Source organism: Bradyrhizobium sp. USDA 223, assembly GCF_044909005.1.
GTDB lineage: Bacteria > Pseudomonadota > Alphaproteobacteria > Rhizobiales > Xanthobacteraceae > Bradyrhizobium > Bradyrhizobium yuanmingense.
On record NZ_JBIYDR010000001.1, the window covers coordinates 6,509,218 to 6,524,439 of the forward strand.

Below are 15,222 nucleotides of genomic sequence, written 5' to 3' on the forward strand. Positions count from 1 at the left end.
TCGCGCGTCATGACAAACATGCCTTTCTTCAATCGCGACGGTGATACATTCCATCCGACGGAAGTCGCCAATGGTCCATGGGATCCGAAATCGCTGCACGGGCGCGTCGTCGTCGGCCTGCTCGGCTTCGTCGTCGAGGAGCGCCATTCCGGGCCGGAATTCGTGCCGGCGCGGCTCACGGTCGACATGTTCCGATTGCCAACCATCGACAGGCCGATCGAGGTGACGACGCGGCTGGTGCGCGACGGCATGCGCATCCGCGTAGTGGAAGCGGAGTTCTTTTCCGGCGGGGTCAGCATGGCGCGGGCTTCGTGCCAGCTGCTGCGCAAAACGCAAAATCCCGATGGCAATGTCTGGTCGCCGCCGAACTGGGACGCGCCGAAGCCGGCCGAGATCCCCAAGCCGACCGATCCCCGGCTCGGCATGAACGGCAAATGGGCGACGCGCCCCATCGTCGGTCATATGGGTTCGCTCGGCCCGCGCAGATTGTGGATGAGCGAGGTGCGCGAGCTCGTCGCGGGCGTTCCGATGACGCCGTTCGTCCGCGTCGCCACCGGCGCCGATTTCGCCAGCCCGTTTGCCAACGCCGGCGACCAGGGGCTCGGCTACATCAACAGCGACGTCACGATCTATCTGCACCGCCTGCCGGTGACGGAGTGGATCGGCTTCGAGGTGGTGAACCACCACGCCACCGACGGCGTCGCGATCGGCGAATGCTGGCTCCATGACGAACAGGGCCCGATCGGCACCGCGACCGTGGCCGCGCTGGCGCAGCGCAAGCCGATGGTGAATCCGTCGAAGCGGTAGGGACTTTTTCCACCTGTCATTCCGGGGCACGCGAAGCGTGAGCCCGGAATCCATACTCCCGATGGTGGTCATGGATTCCGGGCTCGTGCTTCGCACGCCCCGGAATGACGAGGAGGATGCAGCTACCCCAAATGCCGCTGCATCTCCGGCCGCGCCTTCAGTTCGGCGCCCTGCTTGGCGACGATCTTCGCGATCCGCTCCGGTACGAAGTTCAAATCCACGAACGCCGGCGCGGTGTTGGCGACCTCGTGATAGCTCGCGATCTTTCCGCCCTTCAGCGTCATGATCGCCACGCCCTCGAACATCGCCCGCGCGCCGTTCGCTTCCGGCAATGTCGATCTGTAGCTGAACGTGTAGCGCGCATAGAGCGTGGTGCCGTCGGTGACGGGATCGTGCATGTCCCAGCGGAAATCGGTCGCCGTGCGGTAGAACCAGTCGTCGATCATTGCGGCGATCTTCGCACGGCCGGCGAAGGCGCCGTAGAAGACGTCGTGATAGACGCCGTCCTCGGTGAACAGCTCGGCGAAGGCTTTGCCGTTGCGCTGCTCGACGGCGTCGCAGAAGGCGCGCAGCATGGCGGTGGTCGTCATTGGATTGCCTCCTGAAGGAAGAAGGCACTTCACCCGATCTCAGCCACCGCCGCAAGAATGCGCGCGATGTCCTGCGGGCGGGAGAGGCGGTGATCGCCGTCCTGGATCATGGTCAGCACGACGTCATCGGCCGGCAGGCGGTGGGTCAGCGCAAACGCATGCTGCCACGGCACATCAGGGTCCTTCGCGCCTTGCAGGATGCGGACGGGGCAGCCGAGATCGATGGCGCTGCCGAGCACGAGGTGATTGCGCCCCTCGTCGATCAGGTTCCGCGTGATCGGATAGGGCGAGCCGTCGCCATATTCCGACGGGCGCAGCCAGAAGCCCTTGGTCTCGATCTCCTTCTTCACCGCGGGCGAAAAATTCTTCCACATCAGCTCTTCGGTGAAATCGGGCGCCGGCGCGATCAGCACCAGGCCCGCAATCGACGCTTTGCCGGCACGCTTCTTGATCTCGCGCGTGAGCAGCAGCGCCATCCAGCCGCCCATCGAGGAGCCGATCAGGATTTGCGGGCCGTCGCAAAAGCGCTCGAACACCGCAACACTGTCCTCGAGCCAGCTGCCGATGGTCCCATTGGCAAAATCGCCGCCGGATTCGCCGTGGCCGGAATAGTCGAACCGGACGATTGCGCGGCCGCGCTCATAGGCCCAGACATCCAGCGCCACGGCCTTGCCGCCCTGCATGTCCGACTTGAATCCGCCCAGCCAGACCAGCCCGGGGCCCTTTCCGGGGCGGCGGCGCACCGCGATCCTGCGTGCGGACGGCCCCTCGCCCACATCGATGAACTCAAGAACGGCATCGGGAATTGCGTCGGTCATGGAACGTTTACTCTGGCTATGCGGTTTGAGCTGTCGGGACCTGTTCCGAAAGCGCGACCGGCATCGGTATTGGTCTTTGGGACGCTTGCGGAACAGAGGCAAGGTGTCTATGTCGGTCAGCGTGCCGAGGGCCGTGACCAAAATGCCTCGCATTTGAGGGTTTTTCGCGCCTCGCACCAGCGACTTGCTTGCCGGCAAACGCATCTTCCTTCAAGATAGCCGCTTCTTTCACAACTTTGGAGAACCACCCATTCGCCGTCCTAATAAAGCTCCGCCCGCTGCCAGCAAAGACGGGCCGCGCATCAATGATGATATCCGCAATGCGCAGATCCAGCTGATCGACCAGACCGGTGACAACAAAGGTACGGTCGAGACCGTCGTCGCCATCCGCATGGCGCAGGAAGTCGGGATGGATCTGGTCGAGATTTCACCGAATACCAGCCCTCCCGTCTGCAAGATCATGGACTACGGGAAGTACAAGTATTCCGCTCAGAAGAAAGCCGCGGAAGCCCGCAAGCGGCAGAAGACCGTCGAGATCAAGGAGATCAAGCTCCGCCCGATGATCGACGACCACGATTACGACGTGAAAATGCGCGCGATGCAGCGCTTCTTCGAAGAGGGCGACAAGGTCAAGATCACGCTGCGCTATCGCGGCCGCGAAATGGCGCACCAGGAGATCGGCACCAAGCTGCTCGACAAGATCAAGACCGATGTCGCCGAGCTCGCCAAGGTCGAGCAGGACGCGCGGTTCGAAGGTCGCCAGGTGGTGATGGTGCTGGCGCCGCGCTGACGCGCAACGCTTTTAGGACTGAGTTCAACGGCCCGTCCGGATCCCCGGCGGGCCGTTTGTTTTTTTGGTCGAGGTGCAGCCGCGGACGCCGCTGCACCTCTCCCGCTTGCGGGAGAGGTCGACGCGCGTAGCGCGGCGGGTGAGGGCTTTCGCCTCTTGGGGGCTCTCGCTGGTGGAGACAGCCCTCTCCCCGATCCTCCCCCGCAAGCGGGGAGGGAGCGCACCAGCGTCTTTGGTGCTACGTCCTGGTCGCCTGCCAGGTTCCGCTGCACTGGTCGCCGGAAATGATGCCCTTCCACGACCCGGCGCCGTTCACGCCGGCGAGCCGGCCGCCGCCGCTGGCGTGGGAGGCGCCGACCGAGACCTGCACGGCGACAGCGCCGGAACGGTTGACCCGGCCCGAGACCCGGCCGCCGCCGGCGGAGGAGACGCGGGTGCCGGTCACGGTGAAGGGAACGCTGTAGCCCGAGCTGCAATTGCCGCGGGTGGTGGCGAAGGTGACGTTCCAGATGCCGTCATAGCCGCCGGCGCGGGCGTCAGCCGCCTGTGGCAGCGCAGCCGCGGCGAGCACAGCGAACAGCGCCAGAGGGCGCGGGCGGGCGAATGAAATCAGAAGTTGCGGGAAATGAGCCATTTTGGACCTGCTTCAGACGAGAAGGCTTGGACATGAGGGGTGGCAGCGTTCAATAGTCGGCGGGCGGGTTGCGGCGGTTCATCGTTGCCAACTGGCCTCTCCTCTGTCATAAGCCCAGCCTTCACCGCCCGGCTGATTTACGGGCTGCCGTGGCGGTGTCTCGTGCGGGTTTCGCGCCTGTCGCAAAACTTGAGCACAATCAACGCTCTAACGAGCATTTTTGACGGTCCAGCCGCCTTCGCGGGCGGATCTCTGTGGCCATTAGGAGAGCCAAATGCCCAAGCTGAAGACCAAATCGGGCGCTAAAAAGCGCTTCAAGGTGACTGCCACCGGCAAAGTGATGCACGCCCAGCGCGGCAAGCGTCACGGCATGATCAAGCGGACGAAGAAGCAGATCCGTCAGCTCCGCGGCACCCGCGTGCTGTTCAAGACCGACGGCGACAACGTCAAGAAGTACTTCTTGCCGAACGCCTGATCGCGTCCACGATCATTGCCATCCGTGCCGCGCATCCCGCGGCGATCCGATAACCAAAGTCATCTCTGAAGGATTTCGTCATGTCTCGCGTCAAACGCGGTGTGACCGCCCACGCCAAGCACAAGAAAGTCTACAAGGCCGCCAAGGGCTTCTACGGCCGCCGCAAGAACACTATCCGTGCCGCCAAGCCGGCGGTCGAGAAGGCGATGCAATACGCCTTCCGCGACCGCAAGCGCAAGAAGCGGACGTTCCGCGCGCTCTGGATCCAGCGCATCAACGCAGCCGTCCGTCCGTTCGGCCTGACCTACAGCCGATTTATCGACGGCATGGCCAAGTCCGGGATCACCGTGGACCGCAAGGTGCTGTCGGATCTCGCGATCAGCGAGCCCGCCGCGTTCCAGGCGATCGCCGAGAAGGCCAAGGCCGCGCTGGCTGCCTGAGACCAGCGCTAGCGGGCCTTTTGGCCCGTAGCCTTCAACGCGCGCTGCGAGTAATGCTGGGCGACCTGCGCCCGGCAAAAGGCTGTGAACGAGAGATACATGGTGCCGGACTTGTTCCGGTACTTGCGATCGCACGCCTGCAACTCGCGCTGATAGCCGAGCTTCTGCGGCAGCTTCAGTTGGCCGCCGAAATCAGCTTCGCATTTCTTCTCGACAACTTCGCCGAACTGCACGTCGCCGCTGGCGCCATATGCGCAGGCCTCGAACAGCTTCATGGCACGGCTGCAGCCAGGCGCCGCATTGAGGACTGCGATGACGTCGTCCATCGACGTCGATTTGGCCGGGCACTCCTCGGCGTAGGCCGCGCCACCCAAAACACCTTGCAAAAGAAGCAGGACCAGGCCGACCAGGCAGGATCTCGAAAGCATCGCAAAACTCTCCTCGTACCCCCCGTTGGTGCCGGGTCCCCGCGCAGGGTTCAACCCAGCCGGCCATGTGCCCGAAATGACCGGCTTTTCGCTTGACGTTACGGCCTTCGGGCGGCGACAACCCAGCCGAATTTAGAGCCAAGGATTTGACTGTGTCCGACCTCGCAACGCTCGAAACATCCATCCTCGACCAGATCGCTACCGCCGGCGATGAAGCCGCGCTCGAAGCCGTGCGCGTCGCAGCCCTCGGCAAGAAGGGCTCGATCTCCGCGCTGCTCGCCACGCTCGGCAAGATGTCACCCGACGAGCGCAAGACCCAAGGTGCGGCCATCAACCAGGCCAAGGACAAGGTCACCGAGGCGCTCGCGGCAAGGCGCGACGTTCTGAAATCGGCCGCGCTCGATGCGCGGCTCGCCGCCGAGACCGTCGACGTCACCTTGCCGCTGCGCGATGCGGCGGCGGAAGCCGGCCGCATCCATCCGCTCAGCCAGGTCTGGGACGAACTGACCACCATCTTCGCCGACATGGGCTTCTCGGTGGCCGAAGGCCCCGACATCGAGACCGACGACTACAACTTCACCAAGCTGAATTTCCCGGAAGGCCATCCGGCGCGCGAGATGCACGACACGTTCTTCTTCCATCCGAAGCAGGACGGCTCGCGCATGCTGCTGCGGACCCACACCTCGCCGGTGCAGGTGCGCACCATGCTGAGCCAGAAGCCGCCGATCCGCGTGATCTGCCCGGGCCGCACCTACCGCATCGATTCGGACGCGACCCACACGCCGCAATTCCACCAGGTCGAGGGCCTCGTCATCGACAAGAGCTCGCATCTCGGCCACCTCAAATGGATCCTGCACGAGTTCTGCAAGGCGTTCTTCGAGGTCGACCACATCAACATGCGCTTCCGGCCCTCGTTCTTCCCGTTCACCGAGCCGTCGCTCGAAGTCGACATCCAGTGCCGCCGCGACAAGGGCGAGATCCGCTTCGGCGAGGGCGAGGATTGGCTCGAGATTCTCGGCTGCGGCATGGTGCATCCGAACGTGCTGCGCGCCTGCGGCATCGATCCCGACGAGTACCAGGGCTTTGCCTGGGGCATGGGCATCGACCGCATCGCCATGCTGAAATACGGCATCGCCGATTTGCGCCAGCTGTTCGACAGCGACGTCCGCTGGCTGTCCCACTACGGCTTCAAGCCGCTCGAAGTGCCAACGCTTGCCGGAGGGCTGAGCACGTGAAATTCACCCTCTCCTGGCTGAAGGATCATCTCGACACTGACGAGCCGCTGGAAAAGCTCGCCGAGAAGCTCACCATGATCGGGCTCGAGGTCGAGAACATCGAGGACAAGGCGAAGGCGCTGAAGCCTTTCACCATCGCAAAGGTGATCTCGGCCGAGCAGCATCCGAATGCGGATCGCCTGCGCGTCTGCATGGTCGACACCGGCGACGGCGGTACGCCGGTGCAGGTGGTGTGCGGCGCGCCGAATGCGCGCGCCGGGCTCGTCAGCGTGTTCTCGCCGCCCGGCACCTACATTCCCGGCAAGGATATCACGCTCGGTGTCGGCACCATCCGCGGCGTCGAGAGCCGCGGCATGCTGTGCTCGGCGGCCGAGCTGCAGATCTCCAACGATCATGACGGCATCATGGAATTGCCTGAGGACGCGCCGATCGGTGCTGCCTATGCCGAATGGGCCGGCCTCGGAGATCCCGTGATCGAGATCAATCTGACGCCGAACCGGCAGGACTGCACCGGCGTGCACGGCATCGCGCGCGATCTCGCCGCCGCCGACATGGGCAAGTTCAAGAATCCAACGATCAAGCCGGTCAAGGGCGAATTCCCCTGTCCGGTGAAGGTGACGGTTGAAGACGCCACGCTGTGTCCGGGCTTCGCGCTCCGCCTCGTGCGCGGCGTCAAGAACGGGCCGTCGCCGGAATGGCTGCAGAAGCGGCTGACCGCGATCGGGCTACGTCCGATCAACGCGCTGGTCGACATCACCAACTTCATCACCTACGACCGCGCACGCCCGCTGCACGTGTTCGACGCCAAGAAGGTGAAGGGCAATCTCGTCGTGCGGCGCGCGCGCGAGGGCGAGAGCCTGCTGGCGCTCGACGGCCGCACCTACAATCTCGATCCCGCCATTTGCGTGATCGCGGACGAGCACGGCGTCGAATCGCTCGCCGGCATCATGGGCGGCGAAGCATCGGGCTGCGACGAGAACACCACAGACGTGCTGATCGAGTCGGCGCTGTGGAACGAGATCAACATCGCCCAGACCGGCCGCAAGCTCGGCATCAATTCGGACGCGCGCTACCGCTTCGAGCGCGGCGTCGATCCGGCCTTCATGGTGCCCGGAATCGAGCTCGCGACCAAGCTGGTGATGGAGCTTTGCGGCGGCACGCCGTCTGAAACATTCGTGGTCGGCAAGACCTTTGGCGACGATCGCCTGATCGAATTCCCGATCACCGAGGTCAAGCGCCTTTCGGGCATCGAGGTGCCGCAGGTCGAGATGAAGCGCATTCTGACCCATCTCGGCTTCATGATGGCGGGTCCCGGCCCGGTGGTGAAGGTCGCAGTGCCCTCGTGGCGCTCCGACGTGCACGGCAAGGCCGACATCGTCGAGGAGATCGTCCGCATCTTCGGCGTCGACAAGGTGCCGATGACGCCGTTCGAGCGCGGCGACGAGCCGCGCAAGCCGGTGCTGACGCCGCTGCAGCTGCGCACCCGCCGCGCGCGGCGCGCGCTCGCAACCCGCGGCATGGTCGAAGCCGTGACCTGGTCGTTCATCGCAAAATCTGCGGCCGAATTGTTCGGTGGCGGACAGCGCGAGCTCGAAGTGGCGAACCCGATCGCCTCCGATCTCTCCGACATGCGCCCGACCCTGCTCGCCGGCCTGATCGCGGCGGCGCAGGCCAATGCCGATCGCGGATTCGGCGATGTCGCGCTGTTCGAGGTCGGCCAGGTGTTCAAGGGCGATCGCCCGCAGGACCAGTTCATGGCGGCGAGCGGCGTGCGCCGTGGCCTTGCGTCGTCCGAAGGGCTCGGACGGCACTGGACCGGCTCGGCGCAGGCCGATGTGTTCGACGCCAAGGCCGATGCGCTGGCGGTGCTAGCGGCCGCCGGCGCGCCGATGCAGGCGCTCCAGATCGTGGCGGGCGGTCCCGGCTGGCTGCATCCGGGCCGCTCCGGCACGATCCAGATCGGGCCGCAGAACGTGCTCGGATATTTCGGCGAAGTGCACCCCAGAGCGCTCGAGGCGCTCGGCGCCGACGGGCCGCTTGTCGTGTTCGAGGTGATCCTCGACCGCATCCCCGAGGCGAAGAAGAAGCCGACGCGCGCCAAGCCCTTGATCGAGCTCTCGGCCTTCCAGCCGGTGTCGCGCGACTTCGCTTTCATTGTCGACCGCGCCGTCAAGGCCGGCGAGATCGTCCGCGCCGCTCAGAGCGTCGACAAGAAATTGATCACCGGCGTCAATGTCTTCGACGTCTACGAGGGCAAGGGCATCGATGACGGCAAGAAGTCGATCGCGATCGCGGTCACGCTGCAGCCGCGCGAGAAAACCCTGACCGATCAGGAGATCGAAGCCGTCGGCGCCAAGATCGTGGCCGAGGTCAGCAAGAAGACCGGCGGCACGTTGCGAGCATGACGCCGAAAAGTGCGAAGCGGTTTTCGGACAACGTCATGCTCGAGAGCCATAGAGCATGAGTCCTGCGGACTTCCTTCCGAAGGACGTCAGCCTCACGATCGCGGCGGCGCTCTGCGCCGTCGCTTTCGTTTCGGGCACAGCGCGCGGTTTCTCCGGCTTCGGTTCGGCGCTGATCTTCATGCCGCTGGCGAGCAGCATCGCGGCGCCGCGGCTCGTTGCTGCCCTGCTGCTCGTCATCGATTTCGTCGCGGCCGTGCCGCTGCTGCCGGATGCGTGGCGGAAGGCCGATCGCAAGGCCACCGCGGTGATCGTGCTGGGCGCGCTGATCGGCGTCCCTATCGGCACCTATTTCCTCAGCGTGCTCGAACCCGTCACCACGCGCTGGATCATCTCCTGCTTCGTCGCGGCGCTGTTGCTGCTATTGCTGTCGGGCTGGCGCTATCGCGGCAAGGACCACGCCTGGCTGTCGGTCGGCATCGGCAGCCTCTCCGGCTTCTGCAGCGGGCTCGCGCAGACCGGCGGCCCGCCGATCGTCGGCTACTGGCTCGGCCGCCCGATCGCGCCGATGGTCGCGCGCGCCAATATCGTGCTGTTCTTCGGCGCCTCGGATTTCTTCTCGATGGTCAGCTATGCGACGACCGGCCTGATTAGCCGCGAATCGCTGGTGCTGTCGCTGATCGTCGGCCCGGTCTATGCGGTTGGCGTTGCGTTCGGCAGCTCATTGTTCGGCCGCGCCAGCGAGAAGGTGTTTCGCGGCATCTGCTATGCGCTTATTGCGATGGCGGTGATCTTTGGATTGCCGGTGCTGGATGGGGTGTTGCGATAGCTCTCTCCGCGGGTCGTCCCCGCGAAGGCGGGGACCCATAACCCCAGGAAGAAGTTATGGTGCAAGCTGGTCACCGCGAGTCTTCGCCAAACCAGGCCCTGTGGTTATGGGTCCCGGATCGGCGCGCGCCTTGGGGCGCGCTTGTCCGGGACGACGGCGGAATGTGTCGCCGCTTTATTGCTACTGCCGCGGCACGCGCCGCTTCTTGGTCGACTGCGTCGGCACATCCGCCGGCTCGTCCTTCAGCGCGCCGATCTTGCGCAGGGCGGCGTCCGCGGCACGTTCGCCGCTCTCCCACGCGCCGTCGACGGTGCCCCAGAGCGTCTCGTGCGTGGCTTCGCCGGCGAGGAACACATTGCCGATCGGCTCGGCGAGGGTTCTTCGCGACAGCTGGCCGCCGGGCGAGGCGGCCGACATCGCGCCCATGACGTAAGGCGAGGCGTTCCAGCGCGTGGCGCTGGTCTTTTGCACCACGGCAGCGGCCTCGCTACCGAACAGCTTCGTGATCCACTCCCGGGCAAAGGCCGCCATCGCCTTCTCGCCCTGGTCGGCGAGATCGCGGCCGAAGGAGCCGCCGACATCGATCGAGCACAGCGAGGAGCCGCCGATATTGGCGAACATCAGCGCCGTGCGGGTCGAATTGCTCTGCTCGATGAGGATGTCGTCGCGCGACAGGCCGAGCGGATTGCCGGGCAACTGCAGCACGATACGATCGTAGCTGCCGAGGCTGAGCTTCGATGCCGCATCCAGCGTCCGCTTGGGAATGTCGGGTGCGAACTTGATCGCGCCCGATGTCAGCACATTGGTCGAGACCGTGACGATGGCGGCGCGCGCCGCGATCTTGCCGGCTTGCGTCTCGATGCTGACGTCGCGATTGCTCCAGGCGATGCGGTTCGCCGTCGTCGACAACGCCACCGGCGCCTGCTCGGCGAGCTTGGCGATCAGCGTGCCCAGGCCCTGGCGGCAGGCGATCGCTGCGTTGCGGTCCTGCGCGCGTCCCTTGTCGATGGCAGACAGCTCCTTCAGGTCCTTGCCGGCAAAGCTCGCACCCAGCATGAACTCGGCCGCGCCGGCCCAGTCGCCGAGATCCTTCGGCAGCACCGATGCGCAGGAGGTATCCAGCTTGCCCCGCCCGGCCTCGTCGATGGCGCGGTTGGCGCGCACCAGGGCGGCCAGGAATTGCTCGGTCTCGCCGGCGCGGGCATTGCGGCGGCCAATGCGCACCTTCTGGCCCGAGGGCGCCGGCAGCACGTCCAGCCCGGCGCTGCGCGCCAGCCGGATCATCGGGTTGGTGTCGGGATTGTGCAACCAGCGCGCGCCGCGGTCGAACGGCGTGTCGAAGGTCGTGCTGTCGGTGATGCAGCGGCCGCCGACCTGCGCGGCCGCCTCCACCACGATGACCTTGCGGCCCGTCGCGATGATGCGCCGCGCCGCGGCAATTCCCGCCGCCCCCGCGCCGATCACGACGATGTCAGCCTCGCGCGGCAGGGGCGCGGCCGATGCGCGCAGCACCGGCATCGCCGCAAGGGCCGCCGACGCCGAAAGAAAGCCGCGGCGCGTGATTGTCATGTCATGGTTTCCGGGGACTTGCGGCGAACGTGAACAGCCCGCGAACCTTGCCGTATCCGATGTTGCGCAGCAACCAGGATGGTGAATCAACCATGCTTGATCTCACAGAGTGATGAACCGAATTGCAACACGTTTCGACCATGATAGAGAAGGGAAAAAGACGGCCGGAAAAGGCCGTGGGGGGAGTTCGGCATGGGGACGGTCCTGGATTCTGTCGGCAAGGTGATTGCCGCGTACCTCTCGAAGGAGGTGCCGGGCTACGAGCCGTTCACGCCGAGCGACCCCGAGCATCTGCGCGGCGTCATCGAGCCCGGCGACGTGCTGCTGGTCGAGGGCAACAACCGCATCTCCGGCATCATCAAATACCTGACGCAGTCGACCTGGTCGCATGCCGCGCTCTATGTCGGTCCGGTCGAGGGAGCAGAGGAGCCCAACGGCGAGCCGCATGTTCTGATCGAGGCCAATATCGGCGAAGGCGTCACCTCGGCGCCGCTGTCGAAATATTTCCCCTATCACACCCGCGTCTGCCGTCCGGTCGGGCTGTCCTATGAGGATCGCACCACGGTGTGCCGCTATGCGATCAACCGCATCGGCTTCGGCTACGACACCAAGAACATCGTCGACCTCATGCGCTATCTGTTCCCGCTGCCGATACCGCAGCGCTGGCGCCGACGCATGATCGCGATCGGCTCGGGCGACCCGACCAAGATCATCTGCTCGGCCCTGATCGCGCAGGCCTTCGACGCCGTGCGCTACCCGATCCTGCCGAAGATCACCAAGGCCGGCAGCCGCGCCGCACGGCGAGAGATCCTGCACATCCGCGATTCCTCGCTCTACATGCCCCGCGACTTCGATATCTCGCCCTATTTCGAAGTCGTCAAACCCACCATCGTGCACGGGTTCGACTACACCGCCTTGCACTGGGCCGACAAGCAGAAGCCGCTCGAGGAGGTGGCGGGCTCATTCAGTGTGTTTCCAGAAGCGCTCGTGGCGCCGCCGCTCGCTCCTGAAGCGGCTGACGAAGCGACATCGGGTGAAATTCCGGCTCAAGAAGTGAGCGCGCCGGATGCGCGAGCCAGCGTGGCTTTCTCCGAGCATTTTGTGCAGCTGAGCGAGCTCGCGGTGTATCGCGCGCGGGCGCGGGAGATGACGGCTTAGGTTCGCACGGTCTCGTAGGGTGGGCAAAGGCGCGAAGCGCCGTGCCTACGTTCAGGCCCGATCACTGACGGATGGTGGGCACGCTCCGCTTTGCCACCCTACGAGGCGTCTCCTCCGTCATTGCGAGGAACTCTTGCGACGAAGCAATCCAGATTGCCTCCGCGGTAAAAGTCTAGATTGCTTCGCTGCGCTCGCAATGACGACGGAGAGAGAGCGCGCGCTACCGATCCGCCCGTCCGATCACCGCCATCAGCTCCGCGATCTTGGCGCGCTGGTCGGCCTTGTCGCCGCTCGCGATGGCGTGCTCGACGCAATGGGCGACGTGATCCTTCAAAACCTCTTCCTCGACCCGGCGCAGCGCGGCGCGAACCGCCGCGATTTGCGTCACGATGTCGATGCAGTAGCGGTCTTCCTCTACCATTTTCGAGAGACCACGAACCTGGCCCTCGATCCGGCCGAGACGTTTTCCGACGGATGCCTTGATGTCCTTGCGCATGGGCTCTATATACCCCTACCGGGTATGGGTTTCAAGACCAGACGCAAAGGCCGGAACATGGCAATGAACAACAACGAGCACGAGCATCGTCACAACGCGGCGACGCATTCCGGATGCGGCTGTTCCACGAAAGCTGCAGCGCCGGCGGCGAAGCCCGAGCTTTCCTCGTGCTGCGGCGGTCATTCCGGCCACGACCATCATCACGGCCATGATCATGGCGACGCCGTAACCAAGCTCAAAGATCCCGTCTGCGGCATGAGCGTCGATCCCGCGACCTCGAAGCACCACATCACACATCACGGCGAGACCTTCCATTTCTGCTCGGCCGGCTGCCGCACCAAGTTTGCCGCCGATCCCGCCAAATATCTTGCCAAGGACAAGGCGCCCGAACCGGAGGTGCCCGCGGGCACGAACTACACCTGTCCGATGCACCCGCAGATCCGCCAGGTCGGCCCGGGCACGTGCCCGATCTGCGGCATGGCGCTGGAGCCTGAGGTCGCAAGCCTTGAGACCGGCCCCAATCCCGAGCTCGCCGACATGACGCGACGCTTCTGGATCGGCGGCGTGCTGTCGCTGCCGCCGATCGCGCTGGAAATGGGCGGCCATCTCGCAGGCCCGCACAGCTGGATCGATCCGACCCTGTCGAACTGGATCCAGCTCGTCTTTGCAACACCCGTGGTGCTGTGGGCCGGCTGGCCGTTCTTCGTCCGCGGCTGGCAATCGCTGCTGACGCGCAATCTCAACATGTTCACGCTGATCGCGATGGGCACGGGCGTTGCCTACGTCTACAGCGTGCTCGGCACGCTCACGCCGCAGATATTCCCCGCCACCTTCCGAGGCCATGAGGGCGCGGTCGCAGTCTATTTCGAGGCGGCCGCCGTCATCACCGTCTTGGTGCTGCTCGGCCAGGTGCTGGAGCTGCGCGCCCGCGATGCGACCTCGGGCGCGATCAAGGCGCTGCTGCAGCTCGCGCCGAAGACCGCGCGCCGCGTCGACGCAGACGGCAGCGAGCACGAGGTCGAGATCGACACGCTGCATGCCGGCGATCGCCTGCGCGTTCGTCCCGGCGAGAAGGTGCCGGTCGACGGCATCATTCTCGAAGGCCGCTCGTCGCTCGATGAATCGCTGGTGACGGGCGAATCCATGCCGGTCACCAAGGAGGCTGGCGCAAAAGTCATCGCCGGCACGCTGAACCAGTCTGGCAGCTTCATCATGCGCGCCGACAAGGTCGGGCGCGAGACGCTGCTGTCGCAGATCGTGCAGATGGTCGCGGATGCGCAGCGCTCGCGCGCGCCGATCCAGCGCCTGGCCGACCAGGTCTCCGGCTGGTTCGTGCCGCTGGTGATCGTCATCGCCGTCGCGGCCTTTGCCGCCTGGGCCTGGTTCGGACCGGAGCCGCGGCTCGCCTTCGGCCTCGTCGCCGCGGTCAGCGTGCTGATCATCGCCTGCCCCTGTGCGCTGGGCCTGGCCACCCCGATGTCGATCATGGTCGGCGTCGGCCGCGGCGCGCAGGGCGGCGTCCTGATCAAGAATGCCGAGGCGCTCGAGCGGATGGAGAAGATCGACACGCTCGTGGTCGACAAAACCGGCACGCTGACCGAGGGCAAGCCCAAGGTGGTCTCGATCGCGCCGGCGTCCCGCTTTGCGGAAGACGATATCCTCCGGCTGGCGGCCACCGTCGAGCGCGCCAGCGAGCATCCGCTGGCCGACGCCATCGTGCGTGCGGCCAAGGAGAAGCAGCTCCCGCTCGGCCAGGTCGAGCAGTTCGATTCGCCGACGGGCAAGGGCGCGACCGGCAAGGTCGACGGCAGGACCATCGTGCTCGGCAATGCCAGATATCTGTCGTCGATCGGCATCGACACCACGGCGCTCGACGCCGAGGCCGAACGGCTGCGCGGCGATGGCGCCACCGTGATCAACATGGCCGTCGACGGCCGGCTTGCCGGCCTGTTTGCGATCGCTGATCCGGTCAAGGCCTCGACGCCGGAGGCGCTGAAGGCGCTCGCGGCGGAAGGCATCAAGGTGATCATGCTGACCGGAGACAACCGCACCACGGCCGAGGCCGTGGCGCGCCGGCTCGGCATCGCCGAAGTCGAGGCCGAAGTGCTGCCCGACCAGAAGAGCGCGGTGGTGACCAAGCTGCAGCAGGCCGGCCGCAGCGTCGCCATGGCCGGCGACGGCGTCAACGACGCGCCGGCACTGGCGGCGGCCGAGGTCGGCATCGCCATGGGCACCGGCACCGACGTTGCGATGGAGAGCGCCGGCGTGACGCTGCTCAAGGGCGACCTCGTCGGCATCGTCCGCGCGCGAAAACTGTCGCAGGCGACGATGAGCAACATCCGGCAGAACCTGTTCTTCGCCTTCATCTACAACGCCGCCGGAATTCCTATCGCCGCCGGCGTTCTCTATCCGGCGTTCGGTCTGCTGCTCTCCCCGATCATCGCCGCGGCGGCGATGGCGCTATCCTCGGTCAGCGTCGTCGGCAACGCGCTGCGGCTGCGTGCGACGCGGCTGTGAGGTGCCAGCGGCAACGAAGGCGCGCTCCCTCGCC

Annotated in this window: 15 protein-coding genes; 9 read left to right on the plus strand and 6 right to left on the minus strand. The window is 65.5% G+C overall.

Annotated features, from left to right (window positions below; translation table 11 throughout):
- The first annotated feature begins 9 nt into the window (after window positions 1-9).
- Complete coding sequence (locus ABIA40_RS30340) at window positions 10-807, plus strand: acyl-CoA thioesterase domain-containing protein (protein ID WP_404544905.1); 798 nt, start codon at window positions 10-12, stop codon at window positions 805-807.
- 122 nt (window positions 808-929) lie between these two features.
- On the opposite strand, the gene ABIA40_RS30345 is transcribed toward ABIA40_RS30340, so the two are convergent.
- Complete coding sequence (locus ABIA40_RS30345) at window positions 930-1,397, minus strand: nuclear transport factor 2 family protein (RefSeq protein WP_404544907.1); 468 nt, start codon at window positions 1,395-1,397, stop codon at window positions 930-932.
- A 29-nt stretch (window positions 1,398-1,426) separates the two neighbouring features.
- Window positions 1,427-2,215 carry an alpha/beta hydrolase gene (locus tag ABIA40_RS30350; RefSeq protein WP_404544910.1) on the minus strand — a complete coding sequence of 263 codons (789 nt, stop codon included), beginning with the start codon at window positions 2,213-2,215 and terminating at the stop codon, window positions 1,427-1,429.
- Window positions 2,216-2,465: 250 nt separating this feature from the next.
- Between ABIA40_RS30350 and infC the strand changes: the two genes are divergently transcribed.
- Window positions 2,466-3,005 (plus strand): translation initiation factor IF-3, encoded by a 540-nt coding sequence (gene infC, locus ABIA40_RS30355; RefSeq protein ID WP_074447655.1) that lies wholly within the window; start codon window positions 2,466-2,468, stop codon window positions 3,003-3,005.
- A gap of 238 nt (window positions 3,006-3,243) precedes the next feature.
- Here the strand turns inward: infC and ABIA40_RS30360 are convergent, their stop codons facing one another.
- Window positions 3,244-3,639, minus strand: a complete 396-nt coding sequence (locus tag ABIA40_RS30360; RefSeq protein ID WP_036024380.1) for a hypothetical protein — start codon at window positions 3,637-3,639, stop codon at window positions 3,244-3,246.
- A gap of 274 nt (window positions 3,640-3,913) precedes the next feature.
- On the opposite strand from ABIA40_RS30360, the gene rpmI reads away from it, so the two are divergent.
- Both rpmI and rplT read left to right on the plus strand, forming a co-directional pair.
- Entirely contained in the window at window positions 3,914-4,114 is a 201-nt protein-coding gene (gene rpmI / locus ABIA40_RS30365; RefSeq protein WP_008539890.1) for a 50S ribosomal protein L35, read from the plus strand.
- An 80-nt stretch (window positions 4,115-4,194) separates the two neighbouring features.
- Entirely contained in the window at window positions 4,195-4,554 is a 360-nt protein-coding gene (gene rplT / locus ABIA40_RS30370) for a 50S ribosomal protein L20 (RefSeq protein WP_028179126.1), read from the plus strand.
- An 8-nt stretch (window positions 4,555-4,562) separates the two neighbouring features.
- Here rplT and ABIA40_RS30375 read toward each other — a convergent pair whose 3' ends face one another.
- A complete protein-coding gene (locus tag ABIA40_RS30375; RefSeq protein ID WP_404544913.1) occupies window positions 4,563-4,982 on the minus strand; it encodes a hypothetical protein in 420 nt (139 codons plus the stop codon).
- A 152-nt stretch (window positions 4,983-5,134) separates the two neighbouring features.
- Between ABIA40_RS30375 and pheS the strand changes: the two genes are divergently transcribed.
- From pheS to ABIA40_RS30390, 3 genes are read left to right on the plus strand one after another with little or no spacing between them, the layout of a single operon-like run.
- On the plus strand, window positions 5,135-6,217 hold the full coding sequence (gene pheS, locus ABIA40_RS30380) for a phenylalanine--tRNA ligase subunit alpha (protein ID WP_271543350.1): 1,083 nt from the start codon (window positions 5,135-5,137) through the stop codon (window positions 6,215-6,217).
- A complete protein-coding gene (pheT, locus tag ABIA40_RS30385) occupies window positions 6,214-8,622 on the plus strand; it encodes a phenylalanine--tRNA ligase subunit beta (RefSeq protein WP_404544915.1) in 2,409 nt (802 codons plus the stop codon). Before pheS ends, pheT begins: the two co-directional genes overlap by 4 nt.
- Before the next feature lie 55 nt (window positions 8,623-8,677).
- Window positions 8,678-9,448, plus strand: coding sequence for a sulfite exporter TauE/SafE family protein (locus ABIA40_RS30390; protein ID WP_404544917.1), 771 nt, complete (start codon window positions 8,678-8,680; stop codon window positions 9,446-9,448).
- Window positions 9,449-9,628: 180 nt separating this feature from the next.
- Here the strand turns inward: ABIA40_RS30390 and ABIA40_RS30395 are convergent, their stop codons facing one another.
- Entirely contained in the window at window positions 9,629-11,017 is a 1,389-nt protein-coding gene (locus ABIA40_RS30395) for a flavin monoamine oxidase family protein (RefSeq protein ID WP_404544919.1), read from the minus strand.
- Between the two features lie 192 nt (window positions 11,018-11,209).
- On the opposite strand from ABIA40_RS30395, the gene ABIA40_RS30400 reads away from it, so the two are divergent.
- On the plus strand, window positions 11,210-12,175 hold the full coding sequence (locus tag ABIA40_RS30400) for a YiiX/YebB-like N1pC/P60 family cysteine hydrolase (RefSeq protein WP_404544921.1): 966 nt from the start codon (window positions 11,210-11,212) through the stop codon (window positions 12,173-12,175).
- 220 nt (window positions 12,176-12,395) lie between these two features.
- Here ABIA40_RS30400 and ABIA40_RS30405 read toward each other — a convergent pair whose 3' ends face one another.
- Window positions 12,396-12,671 (minus strand): metal-sensitive transcriptional regulator, encoded by a 276-nt coding sequence (locus ABIA40_RS30405; RefSeq protein ID WP_157287293.1) that lies wholly within the window; start codon window positions 12,669-12,671, stop codon window positions 12,396-12,398.
- Window positions 12,672-12,734: 63 nt separating this feature from the next.
- Here ABIA40_RS30405 and ABIA40_RS30410 point away from each other — a divergent pair, with 63 nt between their 5' ends.
- Window positions 12,735-15,188: a heavy metal translocating P-type ATPase gene (locus ABIA40_RS30410; RefSeq protein ID WP_404544924.1), complete on the plus strand. Its 2,454-nt coding sequence runs from the start codon at window positions 12,735-12,737 to the stop codon at window positions 15,186-15,188.
- Window positions 15,189-15,222: the final 34 nt, after the last annotated feature.

Coding starts and splice junctions, on each gene's coding strand:
- ABIA40_RS30340 (WP_404544905.1), top strand. CDS start 10: ATGACAAACATGCCTTTCTTCAATCGCGACGGTGATACATTCCATCCG.
- ABIA40_RS30345 (WP_404544907.1), bottom strand. CDS start 1,397: ATGACGACCACCGCCATGCTGCGCGCCTTCTGCGACGCCGTCGAGCAG.
- ABIA40_RS30350 (WP_404544910.1), bottom strand. CDS start 2,215: ATGACCGACGCAATTCCCGATGCCGTTCTTGAGTTCATCGATGTGGGC.
- ABIA40_RS30360 (WP_036024380.1), bottom strand. CDS start 3,639: ATGGCTCATTTCCCGCAACTTCTGATTTCATTCGCCCGCCCGCGCCCT.
- rpmI (WP_008539890.1), top strand. CDS start 3,914: ATGCCCAAGCTGAAGACCAAATCGGGCGCTAAAAAGCGCTTCAAGGTG.
- rplT (WP_028179126.1), top strand. CDS start 4,195: ATGTCTCGCGTCAAACGCGGTGTGACCGCCCACGCCAAGCACAAGAAA.
- ABIA40_RS30375 (WP_404544913.1), bottom strand. CDS start 4,982: ATGCTTTCGAGATCCTGCCTGGTCGGCCTGGTCCTGCTTCTTTTGCAA.
- ABIA40_RS30390 (WP_404544917.1), top strand. CDS start 8,678: ATGAGTCCTGCGGACTTCCTTCCGAAGGACGTCAGCCTCACGATCGCG.
- ABIA40_RS30395 (WP_404544919.1), bottom strand. CDS start 11,017: ATGACAATCACGCGCCGCGGCTTTCTTTCGGCGTCGGCGGCCCTTGCG.
- ABIA40_RS30400 (WP_404544921.1), top strand. CDS start 11,210: ATGGGGACGGTCCTGGATTCTGTCGGCAAGGTGATTGCCGCGTACCTC.
- ABIA40_RS30405 (WP_157287293.1), bottom strand. CDS start 12,671: ATGCGCAAGGACATCAAGGCATCCGTCGGAAAACGTCTCGGCCGGATC.
- ABIA40_RS30410 (WP_404544924.1), top strand. CDS start 12,735: ATGAACAACAACGAGCACGAGCATCGTCACAACGCGGCGACGCATTCC.